This is a genomic window from Roseovarius sp. MBR-154 (assembly GCF_053628595.1).
Genome location: NZ_JBRJGR010000026.1, coordinates 1 through 24,219 on the forward strand (window position 1 = coordinate 1; position 24,219 = coordinate 24,219).

Sequence of the window (24,219 nt, forward strand, 5' to 3'; positions counted from 1 at the left end):
ACGGTGGCCGCCACAGTCACCACCGGCCGCGCGCTGCGCTACGCCGGGGGCTCCGCGCGCGGCCTCTTACACCAACCGTTGGGACACTGCCCCCGCTTTTATCTCAAAAGAATATTTCTCTGGCGCAGCGAGCGTCAGACAAACTGTGGCCCCCCCGGAAGGGGTCGATCCGCAAGCCCGTTCCAAAAGATGTCAAGGTCACATAATCGTTGGACTTACCAGCGGTGCCATCGCCGCAAACGGCCCTTGAACATTCCAGCCGGACCTTGTTTATCCGCCGTGAATACCCTTGCAAGCCGGACGCTGATCTGATGCCAGATAGAAAAATCCAAGGTGCCTCTATCGTTTTTCAGGCGGTGACGAAGGCATTTGCCAAACCGGGCGGGGGCGTGGTGTCGGCCGTTGAGGACGCCTCGCTGACCGTTGAGGCGGGCGCGATTACCGGCATCATCGGCCGTTCTGGGGCAGGCAAATCCACCATGCTGCGCATGGTAAACGGTCTGGAGCGGCCGACGGCGGGCCAGGTTCTGGTTAGCGGGCAGGATGTCGGCGCGGCGCAGGGGGCCGCGTTGCGGGAGATCCGGCGGGATGTCGGTATGATCTTCCAGCATTTCAACCTTCTGGCCTCCCGGACGGTGGCGGGCAATATCGCCCTGCCGCTGGAGGTCGCAGGCGTGCCTCGCGCAACGATCAAAACACGTGTGGCGGATTTGATCCACCGCGTCGGACTTGATGCGCAGCGCGACCGTTATCCGGCAGAGCTGTCGGGCGGTCAGAAACAGCGTGTCGGTATTGCGCGTGCTTTGGCGACCGAACCAAAGGTGTTGCTGTCGGATGAGGCGACGTCGGCCCTTGACCCCGAAACGACACAGACCGTGCTTGAGCTGTTGAAGGACATCAATCGAGAGTTGGGACTGACGATCCTGCTGATTACCCACGAAATGGCCGTGGTGCGCGATATCGCGAGCCACGTGGCCGTGATCGAAGACGGCAAGATCGTCGAGGCGGGCAAAACCTATGATGTGTTTACCGCGCCGAAGCATCCGACCACGCGTTCGTTTCTGTCTGGTGTGACGGGTGTCACCCTTCCGGCCTTTATCAAGGGTCGGTTGCACGATACCCGCCCGGCGGGGCCGTGCGAAGAGGTTGTCCGCGTGACCTTTGCCGGTAAACATGCAACCGACCCGATGCTTGCGCGTCTGACCCGCGATCTGGGCATCGCCGTCAATATTCTTGCCGGGGCGGTCGAGGAGATCGGCACGCAGCCTTTCGGCAATTTACTGATCTCTTTCGACGCGGATAAGGGGCAGGAGGCGCGCGCCTATATGGAGCGGCACGGGCTTTTGACGGAGGTGCTGGGATATGTCGGCTAATCTGATCGCCCTGCTGGTCGATGCAACGTGGCAAACGCTTTACATGGTCGCGGCCTCGGCTGTCTTGGGATGCGTCTTCGGCCTGCCGCTGGGCGTGTTTCTGGCAACATCGCAACGCGGAGAGCTGCTGTCGGCCCCTTTGGTCAACAAGGTACTGGGGCTTGTCGTCAATGCGACGCGCTCGGTTCCCTTCATCATCCTCGTGGTGGCGATCATTCCGTTCACGCGCATGATTGCGGGCACTTCCATCGGCACCACGGCGGCGATCGTGCCGCTGACCATCGCCGCCATTCCCTTCATCGCGCGCCTGATCGAAAACGCCATCCGCGAGGTCGACAGCGGGCTGATCGAGGCGGCGCGCGCCATGGGGGCCACGCCGTTGCAGATCATCCGCAAGGTGCTGATCCCCGAGGCGCTGCCCTCCATCACCCTTGGCCTCACGCTGGCCGTTGTCAGCCTGATCGGATATTCGGCAATGGTCGGTGCGGTCGGTGGCGAGGGGCTTGGCGATTTGGGCATCCGTTATGGATATCAACGGTTTATGCCCGATGTGATGGCCGTGGTCGTTGTCATCCTTGTCGTCCTGGTCCAGCTTGTGCAATCCATCGGCGAATGGATTGCCGCCAGGGTCGATAAACGTCCCGCCAAGGGCCGGGGCCAATAAACCTGGCCCATTCCGTTTTCATCAATCAGGAGCAACATCATGCTGCGTCTTACCACTCTGACTTCCATTCTTGCGCTTGCCGCATCCGCCCTTGTGGCCGAGCAGATCAAGGTCGGCGTCTCCCCCGGCGAGCACGCCGAAATCATGGACGAAGTGGCCAAGATCGCCGCACCTATGGGGCTCGAGATCGACGTTGTGGAATTCTCCGACTATGTCATTCCGAACACCGCACTGGCGGATGGCGATATCCAAGCCAATTCGTTCCAGCACGTCCCGTATCTGGACAACCAGATGAAGGATCGCGGGTTCGATCTGACCGTTATCGGCAATACGATCACCACGCCCATGGGCATATATTCCGACAAGATCGCCGATATTTCCGCCCTCGAAGATGGCGCGAAAGTGGCCATTCCGAACGATCCGACCAATGGAGGCCGCGCGCTGTTGCTGCTGCAGGATCTCGGCCTGCTGACATTGACCGAGGGCACCGGCCTCGTGCCCAGCCCGCTCGACATTGCGGACAATCCCAAGAGCTTGAATTTCCTCGAACTCGATGCCGCGCAGTTGCCGCGCACCTTGGCGGATGCGGACGTCGCAATCATCAACACCAATTATGCGATCGCCTCGGGCCTGAGCCCCAAGGACGATGCCATTGCAATGGAAAAAGCCGACAGCCCCTATGTGAACGTCCTTGTCGTGCGCAGCGGTGACGAAAATCTGCCATGGGTCAAAACCCTGGTTGAGGCGTATCATTCAGATGAAATCAAAGCGTTTATCGAGGACGCCTATAGCGGTGCCGTCATCACCTCCTGGTAAGACAGCTGTAGGGCTTGCCACGCCTCTTGTATCCAAGACCGTTGGCAAGCCTCTTTGCCATTTCACGAAAGTTCGTCGAGGCGAATAGCTGCGGAAAAGCCGAGAGTTGCTATGCGCTGTGAATTGTTCGCGCTCCATCTGGAACGGCTTTTGGCTTCAGGCTATTACACATCAACCCATCGCGCTTGTGCGGATGTTTCTTGAGTTGACGGTTGTCGCGGTCGGTTGGACGTTGGGCGGCACGCTAGGTTTGGGCACGGTCTTCTTCGCATTGGGTATCGGGCCAGCAATGGCAATTGGTATGCAAATTTTACAACTTCGCAGAACAGGACGTTAGCATTTGTCAGAAAATGGAATTTTTTGGCGTCGGCTATTACCGACCAAAGCCGGCTTTGTTTCTATTATGTTTAAAGGCCATACAAGCCTCGCAATCTTGCGTTAGTAAAATCTTAATACTTGGCATGCGACAATGAATCATTAGTGATTAGGAGGTCTCGATCGATGCAGTATGAGCCGGATGATAACTCACAAATCTGGAAAATCTTAATGGAATATGTTGAGAGGTTTGGCCTTACAGACGCCGCCCGCGCTTATTTTCTTCGGCAAACACCGTATAATGCGACTCATTTTGTTCACAATGAAAATAGTAGTCCTGAATAGCCCCTAGGTGTTCACGGAATGCCCCCACCGGGTGGTACAGTTTGAATATCAATGCACGGTTGGCCTCTGGTCTATTTGCCTCAGGCTTTCCGACGCCGGTGGGCGATAGCCCAAGGCCCTGTGGAGCCAGACAGTACGCCACCTTCAAATTTCCACCACCTTCACGACACAATCGCAAGACGCGGCCTGATGATACTTGGACAATTAAGCGTGCCAACATGGACGCTCGGACAGCCGGATTGTCGCGCCACGACAGGGTTGATGCTGGCGCGTGGCGACAACGCCGATATCTGGTTCCTTGCGGTGACCGCCAGATTGTGGGCAATTGCCTATATTGGTACCTGATGGGCCGAAAGTGAAAGACGACGACATGACGACTGCAACCCGCTCAGGGACTCATTTGACTGTGCTGGTGGTGCTTGGTTTGACACACCTGCTGAACGACATGATGCAATCTCTGATCCCCGCAGCTTATCCGATCCTCAAGCAGGCCTATGCGCTGGATTTCGTTCAGATCGGTATGATCACCCTGACATTCCAGGTTGCCGGGGCCATGCTCCAACCGGTGATCGGCATGGTAACGGACCGGCACCCCGCGCCGTATTCGCCGGTCGTGGGGATGATGTTCACGCTTTCGGGGCTGGTCAGTCTCGCTTTCGCCCAGAGTTATCCGATTATTTTGCTATCGGTGGCGTTGATCGGCATCGGCTCGTCTATATTTCACCCCGAGGCAACGCGCATGGCGCGCTATGCCGCTGGGGGCCGACAAGGGCTTGCGCAGGGAATATTTCAAGTCGGCGGGCAGGCAGGCGGGGCGCTGGGCCCGGTATTTGCCGCGCTGATTATCGTGCCCTGGGGGCAGCCCAGCCTTGCGTGGTTCGCGCTGACTGCTCTGGCCGCGATGGTGCTGCTGACATGGATCGGCAGCAAACAACGACAGCTAAGTGTTGAATTCGCAGCGTTGCGGGCGCGAGGTAAAAAGGCAGGTGAGACGGCGGGCCACGCACCGCTGACCATCGGTGTTGGTCTTGTCGTGCTGATCTTTCTGATGTTCACCAAAAACACCTACGGCGAAAGCTTTCGCTCCTTCTATACCTTTTATCTGATGGATCGTTTTGGCCTGTCCATCCCCGCATCGCAGATGATGCTGTTTGTTTTTTTGCTGGCGGCCGCGGCGGGTGTGCTGATCGGGGGGATTGTGGGCGACCGGATCGGTCGTTACCGGATCATCTGGATATCGGTGCTGGGGCCACTGCCGCTGACGCTCATCCTGCCTTACGCCGATCTGTTCTGGACCGGGGTGCTGACGGTGATGATCAATATTGTCATGGCAAGCGCCTTCGCCTCTATCCTGATCTACGCCATGGACCTGCTGCCCAACCGGATCGGGCTGATCGGTGGGTTGTTCTATGGTCTGAACTTTGGCCTTGCAGGCATTTCAGCCGGGTTTCTTGGGGTGCTGGCGGACAGTTACGGCGTCGAGACGGTGTATCGGATCTGCTCTTTCCTGCCGCTTGCGGGATTGCTGACTTGGTTCTTGCCCCGGATTGATGAGGACGCGAAGTATTGACGCTCAAAAACTCGGGTCAGGACTGTCGTATCGGGAGCTTCCTGGTGCAAATCTTAATGAGGTCACAGCAATTCGCCTGAGATAGAACACATTTAGGCGACCGTGATCAATGCGCTAAAGCGCTTCGAGGAAAGTTTGAATAGGGAGGATTCTCTTACCTGCTGATTTAAGATTCACCCTGTTTGCGATGGTCATGTCATGCCAGCACCGTTGCCAAGTGAACTGTCGAAGCGTTTTGCACGATTGATCGGTGAAGGAATGACCGCACGAGAGGCGGCACGCCACCTGTAAGTTTTCGCTGTAACGGGCGGCAGGTAGGCGCGCCGAATTCGTGGCTTGGCTCAGGCCGTATGATCCCGATGGATCATAGCCTTGCGTTCACTCGGGCTCATCGCTTCAGCCCTTGTGACAAAAAATCGTTTTCGACCGCCAGCTTTCCGATCTTCGCATGAAGTTCTTTGACCTCGGCCTCGCTGTCTTCCGCTTTTCTGACCTTGTCGGAAAACACACCCGTCAGACCCTCTATCGCCTGCCGTTTCCAAGTCGTCACCTGCGTCGGGTGGACTTTGTGCTTGGCCGCAATCTCTTGCGCTGTCCGGTCTCCACGAAGCGCCTCAAGCGCCACCGTAGCCTTAAACTTATCTGAAAAACTGCGTCTCTTGGTCATTTGCGTATCCTGTCGTCCTTGTTGGATACATCTTAGCACGCTGTCCAGTTTTGCCGGACCACTTCAATCTCACTGAGTCCGCATAATTTCCACGAAACTGAGCACCATTTGAGAATTTTCCGAGAGCGTTTGCTCTGAAAGGACATGAAGCCGGTGAGGCAGCGTTGTGTATGACGAAGATGCTGGAAACCATCGCGGCATAAATTTGTAACGGCGGTGTTTTAAGCCGCCGTTGCTAACAATTTGTGTGTGACGCGCCTAGGATTTCCGTCTGCTGATCTCGCTGGCGCCAATCCCAAGAGGCAACGAATGCGCCCGACCACAATCGCGACTGGCGTCTCCGTGCTTCATGCTCCTGATCGACTCTGGCAAACATCACGATAAGGCTGACGCTGTGTTAGCCACCATCCTGGCCGGGGCGACCAATCTCGGGGTTGAGCGGATGGCCTACGCCTCATCGCGCGTCAGCCATGCACAGCTGACCTGGGCGCATGAGCTGCGTCAGGGCCTGGAACAGCGTTCTTCGGCGGAGGGATGATGATCTCTACGATCGCGCCAAAACGCTCCACGAGCAGGTTGCTGGTGGGCTCTCCATCTTAGGCTCCGTCGGCAAGAAACCGGGCAACACCGGCGTCAATCTGGCCGAGACCCGTCGAATATAGTGGATTCTTACAGCAGTTTCCTTCGGCGGACGCTTATCATCAATCCGATCGTCAACATAACAAGCGCCAGTATGCTGATTATGCTCAGGCTTTCCCCCAAAATCAGCGCCCCCAGAATAGCGCCTCCGCCCGGCACCGCGGCCAGGATGAAAGACGTATCACCATTCCCGATTCTCCGTGAAGCATGGGCGATGAAGAGTAGGCCAATTAGGTTAGGCACAAAGCCTTGGTAGATTGCCTGCAGCACGAGTGGTCCCAAGGGTGCATCTCCAAGGCCGGTTGGCAGCCAAAGTGCCCAGACTGGTAAATACAGCAACGCATTGACGACAGTCCCGCAAAAGATGATCTGCATCGCACCAAGTTGCCATCGCTCTGAGAGGACAATATAGGAAGAGAAAAACAGCGCGCCAATCAGAAACAGCAGGTCACCAATCCACGCATCCTCGCCACTGGTTCCGCTTGCGTCAAAGGCTAGCACGACAGCGGAAATGAGGATCAGCACAGCACCAAAAACTTGTTTATAACTTGGCAGCGCGCGCAACAGCAATATTGCCAGAAAGATGCCTATAAGAGGCAGCATCCCGTTCATGAAAATCCCACCATGGGCGGCAGGCGCATAGAGAAAGCCGGAGAATACTATAAGAATGTAGACCGGACCCAAAATGAACGAAAGCGCAGCAATCTGGAACAGCCGAAGGCCCCGCCAGGGCTTGTAATAGAGGCAGAGCGGCACGGCTACCAGTGACGCCAGGCCATACCGAAATGCGGCCAGATCATAGATCGTCAGACCGCTGTCATGGGCAACACGGCTGACTATCAGCCAAAATGACCAAATGAAAACAACGCTCCAAGCAGCAGCGTATCCCGTGACGTTGGAGGGGGAATGGGTAGGCATCTGCGCTGCAATCGACCTTGCAATTTGGGGGATCTATTCCACAGCAGTAGATTTCGCCCGCCATAGAGGCAAGGGAGCTTTGGCTGAAAAGCCACGATACGGCCGCCTCGCAGGATATTGGTCATGCGAATTGCGCATCCTTCAATGGTACTCATTTACCCCGCTCAGCTGGTGAGCGCCTAGATATTTGCGGTCATCGTCGGCTGATGGCCTTGATTCTACATGCTTGCGCCGTCAATGACACCTTGCCATTGCCAGCTATCTGGCTGTCGTTTACCCGAAATCATCCCTGCGCATACGTATCTGGGTTATTCTGACCGCCTTTTAAGGCGGCAAAGCTGCAAGAAAATGGAACGGGGAAGAATTCATGACTGCGGATTGTTGTGGCTGGTCGGCACTTGCTGGTGAAACCCGAGTGTTTCCAGAATTACGCGACCGTCAGGGTGCTGATGTTGTCATTGTCGGCGCTGGCCTCACCGGCTTGGCAGCGGCGCGCCGCTATGGCGAGCTTAGGCCTGATGCGCGTATTTTGCTGATCGACGCAAAGCGAGCAGGGCAAGGGGCAAGCGCGCGCAATTCTGGATTCGCTGTTGCCAATGAAAGTCCCGGACATTCGCAACTGCACACGCAGCAGGGCTTTGCCAGTTACAGCACAATGAACAGGTTGGACCACGCGGGCATTGCGGAACTGCGCCGTTTGATTGCCGCGCACGATATCTCTTGCCAGTGGGAGGATACCGGCTCGATCCATGCGGCCCATGACCCCAAGAATTTAGATATGCTAAAACATCACTTCGCAAGTTTCCAAAAGCTGGGTGTAGACGCGAAACTTTTAGATGCGGACGCTTTGTGGGATCGTCTTGGAACATGCTTTTATAAGCTGGGTGTGGAATCGCGAGGCGGCGCATTGCTGCAACCAGCCATGCTGGTCAAAGGCCTATTGGAAAGCCTGCCGCCCAATGTCGAATGCTATGAGAACTCTCCCGTCCTGCGCATTGAGCGGGCGGGTAAGGGATGGACACTATCGCTACCGAACGGCTCGGTTCAGGCAGAACAGGTGATTGTCGCGGTAAATGCGTTTTTCCCGCGGCTTGGCTTTAAATCTATGCGAGTCTTTCCGCTGGCGTTGACGGCCAGCCTGACCCGCCCCCTTACTGAACGGGAGGAGGCCGAAATCAACCACGCAGCATCGTGGGGCGCCCTGTCACCTCGCAGTCTCGGCGCGACAATGCGGCTGACGAAAGACCGGCGCGTTCTGATCCGCAATACTGGCGAGTATCGACCGTCAGGTATTTCGTCGGCTTGTCTTGCAGAACGGCGCAAGTTGCATGCAGATGGACTGAGCAAACGATTCCAGTTTCTTAGCGAAAGCGACATCGCGTATTCCTGGTCTGGCACAATCTGCCTTAGCCGCAATTCCAAACCCGTGTTTGAAGAATTTGCACCGGGGCTATTTCTGTGCGGTGGCTACAATGCGTCAGGCGTTTCGCGCGGCACCATAATGGGCCGACTGGTCAGCGAGCTGGCGCTAGGCGTCGCCTCGCCATTGTTGGACGACGTTTCGGCGTTGAAAAGGCCTAACCTGATCCCGCCACGCCCCTTGTTTTACCCATTGGCAAAAGCAAAGCTGCGAAAGGAACGGTTAGCAGCACGCACCGAGCGCTAGGGTCAGCCACATGTCCGGATGGTGCGCTGCTACTGTGGAAAAGCCATACTACCTTCTGGTTGAGCAGATGAGGCACGATAGTGACTGCGACAAACTGCAAGGAGACGAACGGCATGAAATACTGTGACCACCACGACCCAAAGATCTTCAAAGAATGCGTTTCGGCCATCACGTTGAAAGGCCGCCCGCAACGGCTTCTGGAAGAGTGGCTTACAGAAGCGGAAGTGAGCTATGCCCAAAAGTTGGTGACGAGCATCTTCAGGCGGCGGTTTGAAGTTGCTTGATCCCGTCCTTGAACTCAACCCCCTGAATGACCTCGGGCAGACGGTTTGGCCCGGAGATCTTCCGCCACTTTTTCTGGGCTGACATCATCAGCCTGAAGACCATAGCCAGCGCGGTCTTGCGATTCAGGCAGCCCTTTGTTTTCCGGGTCCGGTTCCGGACCGTGGCAAAGACGCTCTCGATCGGGTTCGTGGTCCTGATATGCTTCCAATGCTCGGCCGGGAAGTCGTAGAAAGCCAGCAGCTCGTCGCGGTCCTTGACCAGCTTGGCGACGGCGCGCTCGTATTTCACGCCGTAGGTTTCGACGAAGAGATCGAAGGCCGCATTGGCCTCTTTCTTCGTCTCGGCCATCCAGATGTCCTGCAGATCGGCCTTGGCCTTCTCGCGCAGGGACTTGGGCATCGCGCCGGTCACGTTGGCGGTCTTGTGAACCCAGCATCGTTGCTCACGCGTCCCGGGGAAGACATCCCGCAAGGCCGTCCAGAACCCGAGCGCACCGTCGCCGGTGGCGAGCTTCGGCGGCACCGTGAGGCCGCGCTTTTTCAGCCCGCGCAGCAGGTCGCGCCAGCTGTCGGCGTTCTCCCGGAACCCGTCCATGATCCCCAGCACATCCTTCTCGCCATATTCATCAGCACCGATAATCACCAGCATGCATTGGCGATCGCCGTCCAGGCGCGGCGTGAAGTAGACCCCGTCGGCCCAGATGTAGACATAGCGCTTGCCCTTCAGATCGCGTTTGCGCCAGGCCTCGTATTCGCTCCACCAAGCTGCCTTCAGCCGCGTGATCGTCGAGGACGACAGGCCCTCGGCATCCGGTCCCAGAAGGGCGGCCAGCGCCTCGCTGAAATCCCCCGTGGAGATCCCCTTCAGGTAAAGCCAGGGCAGCAGTTCCTCGACCGATTTCGCCTTGCGCAGATATGGCGGCACCAGCGCCGACCGGAACCTGATCTTGCTGCCATCCGCATTGGCACCCCGATCGCGCACGCGCGGCACTTGCACAGGAACCGTCCCGATCCCGGTCATCACCTCGCGCTCGGGCAGAAACCCGTGGCGCACAAGGCGCTGGCGCCCGTCTTCGTCCAGAAAATGCGCATGCTCGGCGATGAACGCCGACACCTCGGCCAGAACGGCGGTGCGCAACAGCTCTTGCGCCCCCTTCTGGATCATCTCGGTCAGCGGATCGTGCGAAAATTCCGATGGCAGTTCGAATGCTAAAACAGTAGATTTGGCCATGGTGGCATATCCTTTTCTCTCTGAGAACTGACGGCGTCTTCAACACCGCCATGATATGCCGCCTAATTCAGCCCATCACCAACTTTCGGGCATAACTCGCGGAAGTCATCGTTAATGTTACCCTTACCTATGCCATCGCGACAGAATCTCGCCGCCACAGTTAAAAACCTCAACATCGGCGCCTTATCACCTCGGCGCTCATACGCTTCATCGACCGCGGGTTTCCCTGAGGTCTTCAGTTGGTGGCGCGCCACATCCGATACCGCCCCTGCCCGGTCACCTCGCGGATAAGGCCTCGCGTTTCCATCCAGCCGAGGTTGCGCTGGACGGCTGCGCGACTGGCGCCGGTCAGAGCCTCGGCCATCGGGGCGGAGACGAGTGGCCATTCGGTCAGCACAGCGCGCAAGGCCGGTGGCGTCTTGCCCGAGAGCGGCGACATCACGGTTTTTGCCCGTGCCGACCATGTCTCGATATCATCGAGATGCCGCACGGCGGTCAGACATGCCGTCTCCATCCCTTCCAGCCAATGCGCCAGGCGGTCCGCCGGTGGGCCAGCAGCGCGCAGTCCCCCTGCCCCGCCCATTGCCAAAGGCGCGAAGACAGCTCCTCTCCCCTCGCTGGCTACGATCCGCGCTGCCGTAACCGCCGCTTCCATCCGGTCGCCGTGCTGCCCAAGACCCGCGAGCGTCCAAAGGTGGAACCCCATGCAGGCGCGTGTGATCGGGTGCAGGTCGGCGGCTTGCGCTATCAGGTCAAGCCAACCGCCCGCGCGATCCGCAAAGGGCTCGGCTTCATCCGCCATGTTTTCAGGGTCGCGGCGATCGAGGAAAGCGGATAGATCCACCTCTGGGCCGGGACCGCCAGTAAGACGCCGCACTGCCCATCCGATACGTGCGAGCGCGGCGGCGTCGTCCTGCACCCCGGACAAGCGCATGGATATCCAGAGTGCTAGCCGATCCGAGCCGATTCGATCGCCCACAAACCAGCTGAGGTCTGCCGCCTCAATCAGCGCCAGTCTGTGCTGCCATCCTTCCGGGCCGCGCTTCAGCCGATCGTCCAGCGCACCGACCCGACCAGCCACACGGGCGAGACGGGCGGCATTGCCCGACTCTGCTTTACGCCAATAGTCGAGGACTGCGGTTTCACGCAGCTCTGCCCTCGGTCCAGGCGGCAGATAATCCGGCTCCACTTCCATTGGACCGGGCAGGAACCACAGGTCGCCCTCAGACGTCTCTTCAAGTCCCTCCGCTTCCACTAGAGGATCGTCAAATATATCATACTGCGTAGATACTTGAGGCTTCATATATGCAAAATACGACACTTTTGCATTTTACCCAAGTGTTTTGTCAGAGTGCACCTGCACACCTTATATAGCACGCGCGCGCGATGGTCTGCGAGAACTCTCGGATCACGCTCAGCGAATGAAAACCAAGGGCTTTTTGATGAGCCGCACCAAGGAGAGCGCCATTGCATTCGTTTACAACCGGTCGTTTAGTAACGGCATATGAAATTGCAATCGGCCCCGTTTTCATGCCCCTGATAGGCTATGCCCGCGTTTCCACGGAGGATCAGACCCCCCTGCCCCAGTCTGAGGCGTTGCAATCTGCGGGCTGTGCCGAGATCTTTGAAGAGCACGCCTCAGGCGGCAATCGCGCGCGTCCTGTACTCGCGCGTTTGCTCGAACGCGTCCAGAGCGGCGATACGCTGGTCGTTGTGCGGATCGACCGGCTTGCGCGGTCTCTGTCGCACTTGTTGGAGGTGATCGAACGGCTGGAGGCCAAGGGGGCTTTCTTCCGCTCGCTCCAAGACCCGATCGACACATCCTCACCACAGGGCAAGTTCACGCTGCAGGTTCTGGGCGCCGCGGCCGAGTTCGAACGCGCTCTGATCCGCGAGCGCACAAAGGCCGGGCTTGCCTCTGCGCGCGCCAAAGGGCGCGTTGGTGGCAATCCTGGGCTTCGCACCAAAGACCCCGCCGCGCTGCGCAAGGTGCGGCTGGCACGACAGGACGGCTACATGGAGCGCCTCAACGAAACCGCGCAGGATTGGGTGCCGCATGTCCGCCGCCTGCGGCCAGATATGGCCTGGGAAGACGTGCTGCGGATTATCAATGGCCCCCTGCCCCACGACCGGCACTGGACCCAAAGCCGCCTACTCCGTGCTGTGAAAGCCTATGTCCGCGACGGGTTCCTGCCCGCTGAAGTGCTGGCCCGCGCCAGACGCCGGGATACTGACGACCGCGTGCCGGCGATTATAGCTGCGATCAAGGGTGCCGATCCTGACATAACGCTGCAGGCGATCTGCGAGCGGCTGGAATCCATGCGTGAGCGCACGCCTCGTGGACGGACCAGCTGGCAGCCTTCTTCCGTGAGGATGCTGCTGGAACGTGCGGAAAAGCTAGGATTGTTGGAGTAGTTTAGAGAGCAACGTTATCCCATAGCCAATGAGATATCGCTCACCCCGTTCGCGAGCTCAGCAATCTGCAGGCTTCATTGACCGTATCTTCGAAAGGAGCGTCAAAGGGATATCACCTTGCACCACAGATCAAGCGCCTCGCAGCAGATCCTGCACGACCGAAGGCTTCTTTGCGATCAAGGCCAGCAGGACTTGAGCAGGGCCCGTCGGGTGTCGACGCCCATGTTCCCAGTTCAAGAGCGTGCCCTTTGCTACTCCTATGCTTCGGGCGAATTCAGCCTGTGAGAGACCAGTTTTTTGGCGAACTTCGGCCACATCGACATCGACAACGGGTACCTCATGGACCTTGGCGGCCGTCATGTTTCCATCTGCGAATGCCAAGGCCTCTTCCAGGCCTTTCGACACCGATTCATATGCAGTCATGTTGCGTCTCCATACCTTGCGACAAGCGCTTTGCTCATTTCGACTGCCGCGGCTTGTTCAGCCTTGGACAGGTTGGCCTTTTCGTTCTTGGCAAAGACCGTGATCAAAAAGATCGGCATATGGTTCCCGCCAAATACATACAACGTCCTGAAACCGCCGCTCTTGCCGCCCCCAACTCTTGGGATGCGAATCTTGCGAAGCCCACCGCCGAGAGAAACCCCATCATCAGGATTGCCGGCAATGTAGTTGATTGCAGCCTCGCGCTCTTGCTCCAACATGATTGCTTTGGCGCGCCTTTGGAATTCAGGCAGTTCCACCACCGTCTGCAATCGTGTCATTCTAAGTTACCATTTATGCTTCGCTGACGTATAAGTCAATGGCACACGAACCGCGGTTAGCGCAACCCAATTTGTGCCACTCTTGGATATTGCCCAACTGACAGCGTTCCGACCAGATGCTTGAGGCAAGTGTAGATCGCAGCTCGAGAGCGTCGAGTGGCTTGGTCTTTCGGAAAATAGCCATGTCATGACGTGCCAGAAGAAAGGATGCGGTGTCCTCCCGGCTGAACCCTGCACTCTTCCGACACTTAACTACCCCTGCGTTCAGCACCTGGACACTGGTCCGGGACCCCTACCCTTGTATCTCCTCGGCCCGATCCGCCTTTGGATCGTCTGCAATTAGGTAGAAAACGGCATTCGCATCTGCGAACTCAGCGTTCATGCACCGCGTCGCGACACATACGCGTCTCCTTGGGCAGCTTGCCCCGAAACCGCTTCAGTGCTTTGAGGATTTCATCCACGCGAGGCTTACGCCGAACACGCACAGGACCATCGTCTTTGACGAGGTCGATCTCATCACCTTCCTTCAAGCCGAGTTCAAGCACAAGTTCGGCGGGCAAACGGACAGCTAGATAACTCCCCCATTTAACGACTTGCATCTTGTCCTCTCAAGGCATGGATAAAACAACGTTCAGTGTACATCCATCTCGCTCCACAAGCAAAGCCATCGCCCTGCAGGTGCGGCGACGGAAATGCGCCGATGCGCCATCGCAACGGAACCTGTTGTCGTCCAAAAAAATTGAAGAATCATTCGGTTCGTACTGATTCAGCGGTACCATCAATCAATAATGCCTAGTCTGTTTCTCGGCGGGTAACGTTCCCTTTTTTCGAAGAGGCACTCCATTAGATCGAGTTTTTCATTATCAATTTCAATATCTTAACCAAGATCCGACAGCTTGATTGAAATTGGTGCTGTGGATAACTTTTGCACTACATCTAGATTCTTCTTGCCGGACTCGCTGGATCGTGGCATTCCCATTCTGACGGCAAATTGCGTCAGACACGTTGTGCGTCGTCAAAATGATCAAGAGCCTTAACAGAGGCCAAGAGCGGGCGGCAGGATATGGATGATCGTAACGTTGGATATGCGCAAGGCATAGGCTCTTCTGACATCGGCACGTTTGCCGACAATCTGGCCGAGTCCTTGGATCGGCAGATGAAGATCGCCTTCGAACCCGAAGAGCGTAAAGCCTTGCGGCGTTTCAGCTCGACCGAAGTCGCCGGTCTCCTGCGCGTAAGCACGTCTAACCTGCGCAACCGGCACAAGGACGGTAGCTTCCCGGAAGTGCATACTGATAACCGCGGGCACCGGTTCTACACAGCCCAAGAAGTGGACGAATTGCGCAATATCTTGGAGCGCACGGGAAAGAATGCCGAATCTTATCGGCCAGGTCGACGCGATGGCGACCGACTTCAGGTGCTATCTGTCGTCAATTTCAAAGGTGGTTCGTCAAAAACAACAGCGACGATACATCTTGCACAGCGGTACGCCTTGCGCGGCTACCGTGTTTTGGTCTTGGATCTCGATCCGCAAGCAAGTTTGACCACATTTTTCGGCTTTCGGCCCGAACTCGAGTTCGCCGAAGGCGGAACAATCTATGATGCTCTGAGATATGAGGATCAGGTTCCGCTCTCTGACGTGATCCAAAAGACCTACTTTCACAAGCTCGACATGGTTCCGGCCGGCTTGATGCTCTCGGAGTACGAAACCGAGACAGCAAACGCGCTCGGCCGTCGGATGCAGCCCATTTTTGCGGAGCGCCTCGCCTTGGCACTCGAGGAGGTAGAGGCAAATTACGACATCGTACTGATCGACTGCCCTCCTCAACTCGGCTTTCTGACTCTCACGGCATTGGCGGCCTCTACAGGGCTCCTGGTGACGGTCGTGCCAGGCATGCTAGATATCGCTTCCATGAGCCAATTCCTGAAACTTGCGTCAGAAACGGTAAAGGCCGTTGAAGAAGCGATTGGACGCCGTGTGACATGGGATTTCGTCAAATTCCTGATCACAAGATATGAGCCGTCAGATGGGCCACAGACCCAAATGGCTGGCTACCTGAGATCAATTCTCGCCGGCCAGGTCATGACTGAACCCATGCTGAAGTCTACCGCAATCTCTGACGCCGGAATGACCCAGCAGACCGTCTATGAAGTTGATCCCGGCCAGTTCATCAGGAAAACGATTGATCGCGCTCTGACCAGCGTGAACGGCGTTGCCGATGAACTGGAGCAGACGATCCAAATGGCATGGGGACGTCGCTGATGGCCAGAAACATTTTCAACCAACCTCCGAAGGACGAAAAAGAGAGCGCGGCTCCCTCCCCTACCCTGCAAAAAACTGCAAAGCTGCCCGGCTCTGTTGGCGGTTTGCGGGACTCCTTGCGCGAAATCACGGCCAATTCGATCCGGGACATCGAACCCGATCAGATTGACATGGATGGCCTTCGCGATCGGTTGGTGCTGGAAGATACGAGTATCGACGAGCTTGCCGAGAGCATTCGCAAGCATGGCCAACAAGTGCCGATCATGGTCCGCCCATCGGGCCAACCCGACAGATACCGCATCATCTACGGCCGCCGTAGACTGGCAGCGATCCGCAAGATCGGAGGAACGGTCAAGGCAATCGTTCGCACATTGGACGACGACGCCTCGCTTATCGCACAGGGTCAAGAGAACAACCTTCGACTTGATCCGTCTTTCATCGAAAAATCTTTGTTTATCAGGGAGATGCAGGAAATTGGGTACAAACCCGGCGTCATTCAGGATGCTTTGGGGTTAACCCGGCAAGGCGTGTCCAACCACCGGGTCGTTATCGATCAACTGCCTGATGGGCTTGTTCAGCTTATCGGGCCGGCACATGGCATCGGAAGACGGCAGTGGGGTGATTTAGCGGCCCTATCGGGAAAGGTAGACTTGGTGAATTCGGCCAAAGAGGTGATCGCCGCCCTGCCCGACGACACTCCAAGCCCCGAGAGATTTCAGGCGGTCTATTCTGCTTGCTCGCACAAGGCGCGTGCAGACAAAAAACCGACCAGTCGCGGCGTGACGTCCGTCGTCAAGAATGAGAGCGGCAACACTGTCGGAACGCTGACTGTCGATCAGAAAGCGATCGCCATCAAGATCGCCAAAAAGGACAACCCGGAATTCGGCCAGTGGCTCGAGGAGCGTGCAGAAGCCGCGCTTTTGCAACTCTTCGATACTTGGCGGAATGAGAGCGGCTCTGGGTCTTAACCCAAGCCACATAGAGGAACCCGAGCAAAGGAGAAAAGCGAAGACCAGAAAGAAAAGAGCCCCCCAAAGTTTCCCCTGGAGAGCCCTCATCATTCGATTTGCACCCATGATGTAGCAACCTCCAGCAAACCGGTCAAGAGTCACCGATTCGGTGAACCGATTTTTATTGCCTTTTCCCAGATAAAATCTTGGGAGGAGACAGGGAAGCTGTGGGCCAAACGGTCATCGTGATCAAATCATGGCATTTACAAAACTATCAATCGAGGCTGCTGGTGCAGATGCATCATGCGGCTCAACTCCCGCATCTGAAATCGATATCTGGACCATCTTCCGGGCCCTGAGAGACGCGCGCAGCGTGTTCGGGCTTCGCCCTGGCCACATCCAGACCCTTCAAGCAATGCTCAGCTTTTTGAAACCTGGCCACGGCGAAACGGTTTTTGCGTCGAACAATTCAATCTGCCAACGAGTTGGCGGCATCGACGAACGGACACTTCGCAGGCACATCAACCGCTTCGTCGAACTCGGATTCATCAAGCGCAATGACAGCTCGAACCGAAAGCGCTACCGCGTTCGCTCATCTGGCGGGGAGTGCATCAGTTATGGATTGTCGCTTGCACCCCTGCTCCAACGTGCGAGCGAGCTTATCACCATCGCGCAAGAAATGGAGAATAACCGGCGGGATCGGATATTTGTCCGCAAACAGATCCTCACAAAGCTCGCCCATTTGGAAGAGCATGATCCCAACAACACATTCATCAACCACGCACGAAAAACTCTACGCAGGAAGCTAAGCCTCCCCGAATACCGCGCACTGCTCTCCGACACGGACGCAGAATGCCAGAGTTTATCCACCCCGAATGATCCACCAGAAACAATGCAACTGCCCGCCAATGACGGACAATCTGCCCGGCATCAATCTAAGTCTGACGAAGAAAAAAAAGATTTAGATAGCAACGTAGGCAAAGAAGTACTTAAACCAGAATTACTAACTTCGGTCTGTGACCAGGCGACCGCATTTGCCACAGAAAAGCTTCGAGATTGGATGGACATCGAGGCTCACGCTCGAAATCTTGCTCCAATGATGGGAATACACCCAGAAACGTTCGAGAAAGCAAAAAAGACTGTAGGAACGCAGAAAGCATCATGCGCGATTTTCATCATGCTACAGCTAGGACAACGCATCAGGGATTTTGGAGCCTACTTTCACAGTATCACTCTGGGCCAACGTCAAACCCAATTTGATCCGGTCTCTCTAATTAAGCGCCTGTCCAAAACGAACAAGAGTCTCGCCTAGTGTCCACCGCGGTGGACGTCTGACCGGGAACCACGCTCATGACAGCTCCTTCTCTCCGATCACCACAAAGAGGTCACCCCGAGACCGGCCCAAGCGATGATGTACGATCGTTCAGCTAACCTCGGAACAGAAGATGTCCACCGCGGTGGACAAATTGGAGACCAAGCGGACATAGTGGTTCCAGCCGCCAATCGTTGCAGGATACAATCAGTTTTCTCTCGTTGTAATTCTAGCGCTCCACCGGCAGGTCACCATCTCCAAAGAGGTTTGGAAAGAGCCGCTCTCGATAATCTAACGGAAACGCCAACCGCACCGGAGTCTTCGGAGATGCGGAGGTCAGGTATCCGGCGGCCGTGAGTTTGCTCAACGTATTGCGTGCCGTACGCTCGGACGTCTTGAGCACAATCTGCGCGTCACCACGTTCCAGTGCTCCATGCCGAAGAACGGCCGAAATCAAATCGGGTGCGCGTTTGTCATCGATGGTATCTGCAACAAGACGACGATACCGTTGGTCCAGTCCGCCGAGATCGAACAATCTTGCTGAGAAGATGATCTGATCGAGCGTCACCTTTAGGAACCATTCACTGAACGTCTTCAGTGCCGCTTCTGACAGGTTCCCCCGTCCGTCGCGGTCTCCGCGGCGTGGACTGTCCGCCAGATCCATCATCCGTTTGTACTCGCCCCGATCGGTCAGCCCGCGGGCCAGCCCACGTGATACGGACCAGAGCCCTTGGCCACCAATCCCCGCTGTGAGGGCCATGGCATGAGACATCAGTCTGCTGACACGGCCGTTACCATCCGGGAAAGGGTGGATGTAGTTCACCCGGTGATGTGCAGACGCGATCGCGATGATCCGTCCGCTCGAAGACCGCTCCGCAATTTGAAACCGATTGTCGAAGTGATCCATGAACGCCGCAACGCGCGACGATGATGGAGGTAGGTGGCGCCCGACCGCAACTTCCCGATCGCCTTCCTGGCGGATACGCCCCGGAACGATGGGCTCTTGTGTGCCGTCGGGATGTTCGATGACCCGAAACTCGTCGGGCATCTCGTCGTAGAAGCTCTTATGGACCCAAGTCAGGAATTCGACGGATGTGGGGCGGGGCAGGGTGCCCTTGCGATGCATCTCGTCGATGGCCCGTTGAACGATGACGTGCGCCCGGGCTTCAAGGGCGAGAGTGCGGGTTTCTTCCTCAAGCTCGGCACCAGCCAGCGCTCTTTCGATGTCGCGGGGGCGCGTGTTGTGTCCTTCGATCAGGTTGGAGTAGTAGCAGTTCATCACGCGGACGAGATCGGCAAGCTCGGCTGTGCTGTCAGGATGTAGCCCTTGTCCCAGCCCAGTAGCTTCCCTCTGGATGTCGACCGAAAGGTCTGCCAGTTCTGTAGGAATATGCTCCTCGAAGAAGCAGGGTTCGATCCTGGCGGGTGTTTCCAGCATTTTGCCGATCTTCTATGTTTGCAAAGTAATTGAAAAATATACACATTTCGTACTTTCAAGCAAGGTTTTGCCGATATGTGTTGCCGATCTTGGTTGCCGCCCTAGAATTGCTGCATGAAATCAATGGCTTCGGCAGAAGGGCCGGGCTTTTCGGTTTTGTTGTGTGCCCAAAGGGGCCGGAAAAAGAGAAAGTGTCCTTCGGGTTTTGTGACTGACGGATGAGGGCCTTTGGGGTCCCTCAGATGGGTCCGGGCCGGATTCCGGTCTGCTGTTATTGATGAAGGGCATTCCGATGCAAACAGGTGTCTTGTGCGTGTTACGCGCGACCGCCGCCTCGTGGTGGCGGCACAAGGAACTACGCCGAACCGGCCAGACGGGCCAGGCACTGCAGCTCGAGCGTGAGACCGTCCTGCGTGATCTCGGCTATCTGAAGCAGGCGGCGTCATTGCCAAACGCGCACGTGATCTGCGGGGAGGGTGGGACATTCCTCCATCTCGGTTGGACCACCGTTTCGACCTTCGCGCCGATCGAGCGCTTTCCCTTGGCCACTCTTGCGGTCGCACGAGGGACGCCCTTCATCGATATCCGACCCGTCACCGATGTCATTGCCTTCGCGAGACTGCCGCGGGTGGCGCGGGACGGATCGGTCGACCCTGATCCTTGCGGTTCTGGCAGATCCGTCTCGCTGACCGTCTACATCGACATGGTCGAAGCCCTCGGTGCCAGGATCGCCAACGATCCGAGGCCCCTTCAGTCAATCTGATCACCATTCCCTCTCACCAAAACTCGAAAGGAGGCCAGCCATGGCCCGATCCCGCACGACCAAATTCGATGCCTCCGAGGTCATCACAAACGAAATCATCCGCATCATCGAGCGCGGCGTCCTGCCGTGGCGCAAGCCCTGGACCGCAGGCGGCAGCTCACGCCCCCTGCGCGTGGGCGGCGAACCCTACCAGGGGGTGAACAACTTCCTGCTGACGATGCGGACCGTGATGGCGGGCCACAGCTCTCCCTTCTGGATGACTCTGCCTCAGGCCAATGCGTTGGACGCAAAGGTCCGCAAGGGCGAGAAATCCTCTGTCGTCGTCTATTACGGCCAAAGCCGGAAAGACGCGGGCGGCGAGGACGACCGCAGCGATGGCGATGATCGCTCCGAGGAAGCCCGCATCTTCCGCTTCCAGAAATCCTACCGCGTGTTCAATGCCTGCCAGATCGATGGCCTGCCCGACAGCTTCTTCCCAGACCCGGAGCCCGCGCCCGAGCATCCGCCGTCCGAGCCCATCCCGCACATGCAGGCGTTTTTCGATGCCATCGACATCACGACCGTCTTCACGGGCACGGAGGCGTACTATTTGCCCCCCGTGGACAAGGTCTACATGCCATCCATCACGCGGTTCCAGGACCCGCGCAATTTCTACGGGGTCTGGGCCCATGAGCTGGCCCATGCCACGAAGGCCCGGCATCGACTGAACCGTGATTTCGGGTTCTCGAAGTTTGGCAACACCTCTTACGCGCGCGAGGAGATCGTCGCGGAATTGACCTCGGTGTTCCTGGGTCAGACGCTCGGCTTTACGGCGCATACGCTCGAGATGAATGCTGCCTACCTCCATAACTGGTTGCGCGTTCTTCGGTCGGACAAGGGTGCGATCTTCAAGCACGCCGCGGATGCGCAGCGCGCCTGTGATTACCTGATCGCCAGATCGGAGGCGGGCAGGGCAGGGGGCCGAGCCAAGGCCGCCTGACCACAGGGAGAACGGAGACGCCCATGTCACGTAAGGAACCCAAGACGCTGCGGGTGGCCTGCTTCAACGACGGCCGCCGCAAGATCATCACCTTCAAGCACGGCGCCTATTGGTGGAGCCCGTCCGAGGGCGCTTATCCGCTCTCGGCGGCACTTGAGACCATCAAGCACCAAGGCGGCTGGATCGAAACCATCCCCAACCCGAATTACAGACCCAAGGGGCTGTTCGGGTAGGGCACTTTCTGCTTCGGTCCTGCCGCCAGGCGGAAAAGAAAAAGCAGGCTTTGGATTGGGTGTTTCAACTTCACAGAGGAATGCCCCATGACCATCACCGCACACCCCCAGCCAGACCGTCCGGATCCGAGTGTGATCGCGGCGCAGAACGACGCGTTTCGCAAGCTCGCGTGCCTTGGAGTGCCACCCGCGCAGCCCATCCAGGGCCGCATGCATGTCACCCGCTCGCTTATGGAGGCCGGTGACGGCTTCATGGCCGAGGCGGTGAAGGCGACCGGTGAGTTTGCCACATTCGAGCCTGAGAATGACCCGGAAGGCTGGCACGATTTCGGGGCGGTCGAGATCCGGGACGAGACCGTGTTCTGGAAGATCGATCTCTATGAGGCGGGTTCTGACTTCCGCTACGGGGCTGAGACCCCGGACAATCTCGCCACCACCATGCGCGTGCTGACCATCATGCTGGCGCGCGACTGGTAGAAGGGCAGGGGACTCCCCTCCTGACACCCCACGCGATGAAGGCCCACTGACCCCTCAAAGGGAAAGTGGGCCTTTTGTCGTGGTGATCCCTGAAGCCGGGGATTGGTCGCGCGCGCGCGGGCCACACCTCACCCACCTGGAAGGATATCCCATGACCACAAGCTTTGCCCCTCTCACCATCGCCATCGGCGACCTGGTCCCGCATCCCGCCAATGTGCGCAGCAACGCGCCGGAAACCTATGACCCCGAGAACATCGCCCATCTGAAGGCCAGTATCGCTATTCTGGGCCTGCTCCAGCCTCTCCTGGTTCAGAAGCTCGACGGCAAATACGCTGTCCTCGCCGGTGGCCGGCGCCATGCCGCGCTGAAGGAGCTGGTTGCCGACAAGGCCGCCAAGGGGTTCACTGCGAAGACCAAGGTGGACTGCCGCCTTGTGCCGGAAGACTGCGACGTCACCACGGCACTGTCGCTCGCCGAGAACATCACCCAGGCACCGATGAATGCCATCGACGAATTCGAGGCCTTCGCCCGGATGATGGAGGTCGACGGCCAGACGCCCGAGACGATCGCAAAGACCTTCGGCACCACGGTGGCGGCCGTGAAAGGCCGGTTGCGCTATGGCCTGATCCACCCCGACATCCGCGCCGCGGCCCGGGGCAAGATGATCACGCTCGACACGATGAAGGCCTTCGCCGAGCACCCGAGCCAGGAGGCGCAGCGCGAGGTCTTCGAGGCGCTCACGAAAGACGGCGGCTATCTGCAGGCCTACACCGTCCGTCAGGCGCTCAAATCCCGCGGTGTGCAGGTCAGTGACGATATCGGGGCCTTCGTGCGCGCGGACTACGAGGCGCGGGGCGGCGCTGTCGCCGCTGACCTTCTGGAAGAGCATTCCGTGCTCGAGGATGCCGCTCTGGTCGAGACCATCTTGCTCGAGAAGCTCGGTGCCGCTGCCGAAGAGGCGCGTATGAGGCTGGGCTTTGCCTGGGCCGATGCGATGGTCCGCTATGATTACGCGACCATGGCCGACTACGGCCGCGTCTATCCCGGCCCGATCGAACCGGATGAGGCTGCGCAGAAGCGCATCGATGAGATCGCCGCCGAGCTTGAGAAATTGCAGCTCGAGATGGAAGATGAGGAGCTCGAGGACGGTGCCTACAATGCCCTTTACGAGCGCGTGGACGCTCTGGAAGAGGAAGCCCGCGACCTGCAGGAGGCCTACAGCGCCGAGGACCTCGCGCGGTCTGGGGTGATCGCGTCGTGGCAGGGTGGGCAGATCACGCTCCATGTTGGTCTCGTCCGCCCGGAAGACACCATCAAAGAGGAGGGCGCGCGCGGCTCCTCGGCTAGCCCGACCGGGGAAGAAACCCCGGACGCCGGCGAGATCAGCTACCCGGCCTCGCTGGCCGAGGACCTCAAGACCGAGCGAGCCATGGCCCTTGGCGCCGCGATGGCGCTGCATCCGGAGGCCACGCTCGATCTGACGCTCTTCAAGCTGGTCAGTGACGTTCTGGCCAGCGGCATGAGTGTCACGCAGGCGATCAAGATCGATGCCCGCAAGGAATACCGCAGCCATGCCAAGATGGACGAGATCGACGAGACCTCGCTTGAGCAGGTGGCGGCGGCGCATGATGTGCTCGACCTGTCGTGGCTCGATGACAGCCGTTCGCCCGCCGATCAGTTCGCGGCATTTCGCGCGCTGGAGGCCGGCGAGAAGGCCAAGCTCGTGGCCTATGCCACCGCCAGCACCACGCAGTCCTGCTTTGCCCGGGACCCGCGGCGCGACAGCCTGATGCATGACTTCGAGATCGAGATCATGCCCGACATCCGCGCCCACTGGACGCCGAGCGCAGCGCTATTCAACCGCTTCAAGAAGGCCTGGCTCCTGAAAATCCTCGGCGAGGATCTGGGTCTGGCCCAGGAGGCGGTGACGCTGGCCTCGTCGAGCAAGAAAGAGATTGTGGCCTTCTGCGACAAGCTCTTCACCGAGCCTTTCGCCACGCTCACGGATGCACAACGCGCTGCCGTGGCCGCCTGGTGCCCGCCCATGATGCAGACCGCCGGCGTCGCCTGTGATGAGGCTGAGATCACTGCGGAAACCCCAGAGCCAGACAGCGCGGTCGCACAAGCGGCCTGAGTTCTC

Annotated in this window: 23 protein-coding genes and 1 pseudogene; 16 read left to right on the plus strand and 8 right to left on the minus strand. The window is 58.0% G+C overall.

What is annotated here, in order from left to right; genetic code table 11:
* Positions 1-311: 311 nt before the first annotated feature.
* The 4 genes from ACSSV4_RS20055 to ACSSV4_RS20070 all read left to right on the plus strand — a co-directional run bounded on the left by ACSSV4_RS20055 (position 312) and on the right by ACSSV4_RS20070 (position 5,083).
* The gene (locus ACSSV4_RS20055; protein ID WP_454276877.1) at positions 312-1,373 is read left to right on the plus strand and encodes a methionine ABC transporter ATP-binding protein; all 1,062 of its coding nucleotides are present in this window, start codon (positions 312-314) and stop codon (positions 1,371-1,373) included.
* On the plus strand, positions 1,363-2,037 hold the full coding sequence (locus ACSSV4_RS20060) for a methionine ABC transporter permease (RefSeq protein WP_454276878.1): 675 nt from the start codon (positions 1,363-1,365) through the stop codon (positions 2,035-2,037). The genes ACSSV4_RS20055 and ACSSV4_RS20060 overlap by 11 nt, the downstream gene beginning before the upstream one ends.
* A 39-nt stretch (positions 2,038-2,076) precedes the next feature.
* Positions 2,077-2,853, plus strand: a complete 777-nt coding sequence (locus ACSSV4_RS20065; protein WP_454271636.1) for a MetQ/NlpA family ABC transporter substrate-binding protein — start codon at positions 2,077-2,079, stop codon at positions 2,851-2,853.
* A gap of 1,030 nt (positions 2,854-3,883) precedes the next feature.
* Complete coding sequence (locus ACSSV4_RS20070; protein ID WP_454271640.1) at positions 3,884-5,083, plus strand: MFS transporter; 1,200 nt, start codon at positions 3,884-3,886, stop codon at positions 5,081-5,083.
* Between the two features lie 388 nt (positions 5,084-5,471).
* On the opposite strand, the gene ACSSV4_RS20075 is transcribed toward ACSSV4_RS20070, so the two are convergent.
* Positions 5,472-5,750, minus strand: coding sequence for a transposase (locus ACSSV4_RS20075; protein WP_454271642.1), 279 nt, complete (start codon positions 5,748-5,750; stop codon positions 5,472-5,474).
* Positions 5,751-6,114: 364 nt separating this feature from the next.
* On the opposite strand from ACSSV4_RS20075, the pseudogene ACSSV4_RS20080 reads away from it, so the two are divergent.
* Positions 6,115-6,240 (plus strand): annotated as a pseudogene (locus ACSSV4_RS20080) (Tn3 family transposase); the annotation flags it as partial.
* A 179-nt stretch (positions 6,241-6,419) separates the two neighbouring features.
* On the opposite strand, the gene ACSSV4_RS20085 reads toward ACSSV4_RS20080, so the two are convergent.
* On the minus strand, positions 6,420-7,307 hold the full coding sequence (locus ACSSV4_RS20085; protein WP_297777415.1) for a DMT family transporter: 888 nt from the start codon (positions 7,305-7,307) through the stop codon (positions 6,420-6,422).
* A gap of 367 nt (positions 7,308-7,674) precedes the next feature.
* Here ACSSV4_RS20085 and ACSSV4_RS20090 point away from each other — a divergent pair, with 367 nt between their 5' ends.
* A complete protein-coding gene (locus ACSSV4_RS20090; RefSeq protein WP_297777413.1) occupies positions 7,675-8,973 on the plus strand; it encodes an NAD(P)/FAD-dependent oxidoreductase in 1,299 nt (432 codons plus the stop codon).
* 113 nt (positions 8,974-9,086) lie between these two features.
* Complete coding sequence (locus tag ACSSV4_RS20095; RefSeq protein WP_454276879.1) at positions 9,087-9,257, plus strand: hypothetical protein; 171 nt, start codon at positions 9,087-9,089, stop codon at positions 9,255-9,257.
* Here ACSSV4_RS20095 and ACSSV4_RS20100 read toward each other — a convergent pair.
* Positions 9,232-10,488 (minus strand): IS256 family transposase, encoded by a 1,257-nt coding sequence (locus ACSSV4_RS20100; RefSeq protein ID WP_454276880.1) that lies wholly within the window; start codon positions 10,486-10,488, stop codon positions 9,232-9,234. The two genes, ACSSV4_RS20095 and ACSSV4_RS20100, sit on opposite strands and share 26 nt — an antisense overlap.
* Positions 10,489-10,723: 235 nt before the next feature.
* Complete coding sequence (locus ACSSV4_RS20105) at positions 10,724-11,791, minus strand: hypothetical protein (protein ID WP_297777421.1); 1,068 nt, start codon at positions 11,789-11,791, stop codon at positions 10,724-10,726.
* Between the two features lie 227 nt (positions 11,792-12,018).
* Between ACSSV4_RS20105 and ACSSV4_RS20110 the strand changes: the two genes are divergently transcribed.
* Positions 12,019-12,903: a recombinase family protein gene (locus ACSSV4_RS20110; protein WP_111368819.1), complete on the plus strand. Its 885-nt coding sequence runs from the start codon at positions 12,019-12,021 to the stop codon at positions 12,901-12,903.
* A 129-nt stretch (positions 12,904-13,032) separates the two neighbouring features.
* Here ACSSV4_RS20110 and ACSSV4_RS20115 read toward each other — a convergent pair whose 3' ends face one another.
* The 3 genes from ACSSV4_RS20115 to ACSSV4_RS20125 form a co-directional block, all read right to left on the minus strand.
* Positions 13,033-13,326, minus strand: coding sequence for a helix-turn-helix domain-containing protein (locus tag ACSSV4_RS20115; RefSeq protein WP_111368821.1), 294 nt, complete (start codon positions 13,324-13,326; stop codon positions 13,033-13,035).
* Positions 13,323-13,664 (minus strand): type II toxin-antitoxin system RelE/ParE family toxin, encoded by a 342-nt coding sequence (locus tag ACSSV4_RS20120; RefSeq protein WP_454276881.1) that lies wholly within the window; start codon positions 13,662-13,664, stop codon positions 13,323-13,325. Before ACSSV4_RS20120 ends, ACSSV4_RS20115 begins: the two co-directional genes overlap by 4 nt.
* A 371-nt stretch (positions 13,665-14,035) precedes the next feature.
* Positions 14,036-14,263, minus strand: a complete 228-nt coding sequence (locus tag ACSSV4_RS20125; RefSeq protein ID WP_111368824.1) for an AbrB/MazE/SpoVT family DNA-binding domain-containing protein — start codon at positions 14,261-14,263, stop codon at positions 14,036-14,038.
* 464 nt (positions 14,264-14,727) lie between these two features.
* Between ACSSV4_RS20125 and repA the strand changes: the two genes are divergently transcribed.
* The 3 genes from repA (at position 14,728) to repC (ending at position 18,189) form a co-directional block, all read left to right on the plus strand.
* Complete coding sequence (gene repA, locus ACSSV4_RS20130; protein ID WP_111368827.1) at positions 14,728-15,927, plus strand: plasmid partitioning protein RepA; 1,200 nt, start codon at positions 14,728-14,730, stop codon at positions 15,925-15,927.
* Positions 15,912-16,895 (plus strand): plasmid partitioning protein RepB, encoded by a 984-nt coding sequence (repB, locus tag ACSSV4_RS20135; RefSeq protein WP_111368829.1) that lies wholly within the window; start codon positions 15,912-15,914, stop codon positions 16,893-16,895. Before repA ends, repB begins: the two co-directional genes overlap by 16 nt.
* Before the next feature lie 238 nt (positions 16,896-17,133).
* The gene (gene repC / locus ACSSV4_RS20140; protein ID WP_111368832.1) at positions 17,134-18,189 is read left to right on the plus strand and encodes a plasmid replication protein RepC; all 1,056 of its coding nucleotides are present in this window, start codon (positions 17,134-17,136) and stop codon (positions 18,187-18,189) included.
* A 229-nt stretch (positions 18,190-18,418) separates the two neighbouring features.
* On the opposite strand, the gene ACSSV4_RS20145 is transcribed toward repC, so the two are convergent.
* Positions 18,419-19,627, minus strand: coding sequence for a Fic family protein (locus ACSSV4_RS20145; RefSeq protein ID WP_454276882.1), 1,209 nt, complete (start codon positions 19,625-19,627; stop codon positions 18,419-18,421).
* 277 nt (positions 19,628-19,904) lie between these two features.
* Here ACSSV4_RS20145 and ACSSV4_RS20150 point away from each other — a divergent pair, with 277 nt between their 5' ends.
* From ACSSV4_RS20150 to ACSSV4_RS20170, 5 genes are all read left to right on the plus strand, one after another.
* Positions 19,905-20,390: a hypothetical protein gene (locus tag ACSSV4_RS20150; RefSeq protein WP_454276883.1), complete on the plus strand. Its 486-nt coding sequence runs from the start codon at positions 19,905-19,907 to the stop codon at positions 20,388-20,390.
* Between the two features lie 40 nt (positions 20,391-20,430).
* Entirely contained in the window at positions 20,431-21,369 is a 939-nt protein-coding gene (locus tag ACSSV4_RS20155) for an ArdC family protein (protein ID WP_107817800.1), read from the plus strand.
* A 23-nt stretch (positions 21,370-21,392) separates the two neighbouring features.
* Positions 21,393-21,602, plus strand: a complete 210-nt coding sequence (locus ACSSV4_RS20160) for a DUF6330 family protein (RefSeq protein ID WP_107817801.1) — start codon at positions 21,393-21,395, stop codon at positions 21,600-21,602.
* A gap of 87 nt (positions 21,603-21,689) precedes the next feature.
* Entirely contained in the window at positions 21,690-22,079 is a 390-nt protein-coding gene (locus ACSSV4_RS20165) for a DUF3768 domain-containing protein (RefSeq protein ID WP_454276884.1), read from the plus strand.
* A 151-nt stretch (positions 22,080-22,230) separates the two neighbouring features.
* Positions 22,231-24,213 (plus strand): ParB/RepB/Spo0J family partition protein, encoded by a 1,983-nt coding sequence (locus ACSSV4_RS20170; protein ID WP_454276885.1) that lies wholly within the window; start codon positions 22,231-22,233, stop codon positions 24,211-24,213.
* Positions 24,214-24,219: the final 6 nt, after the last annotated feature.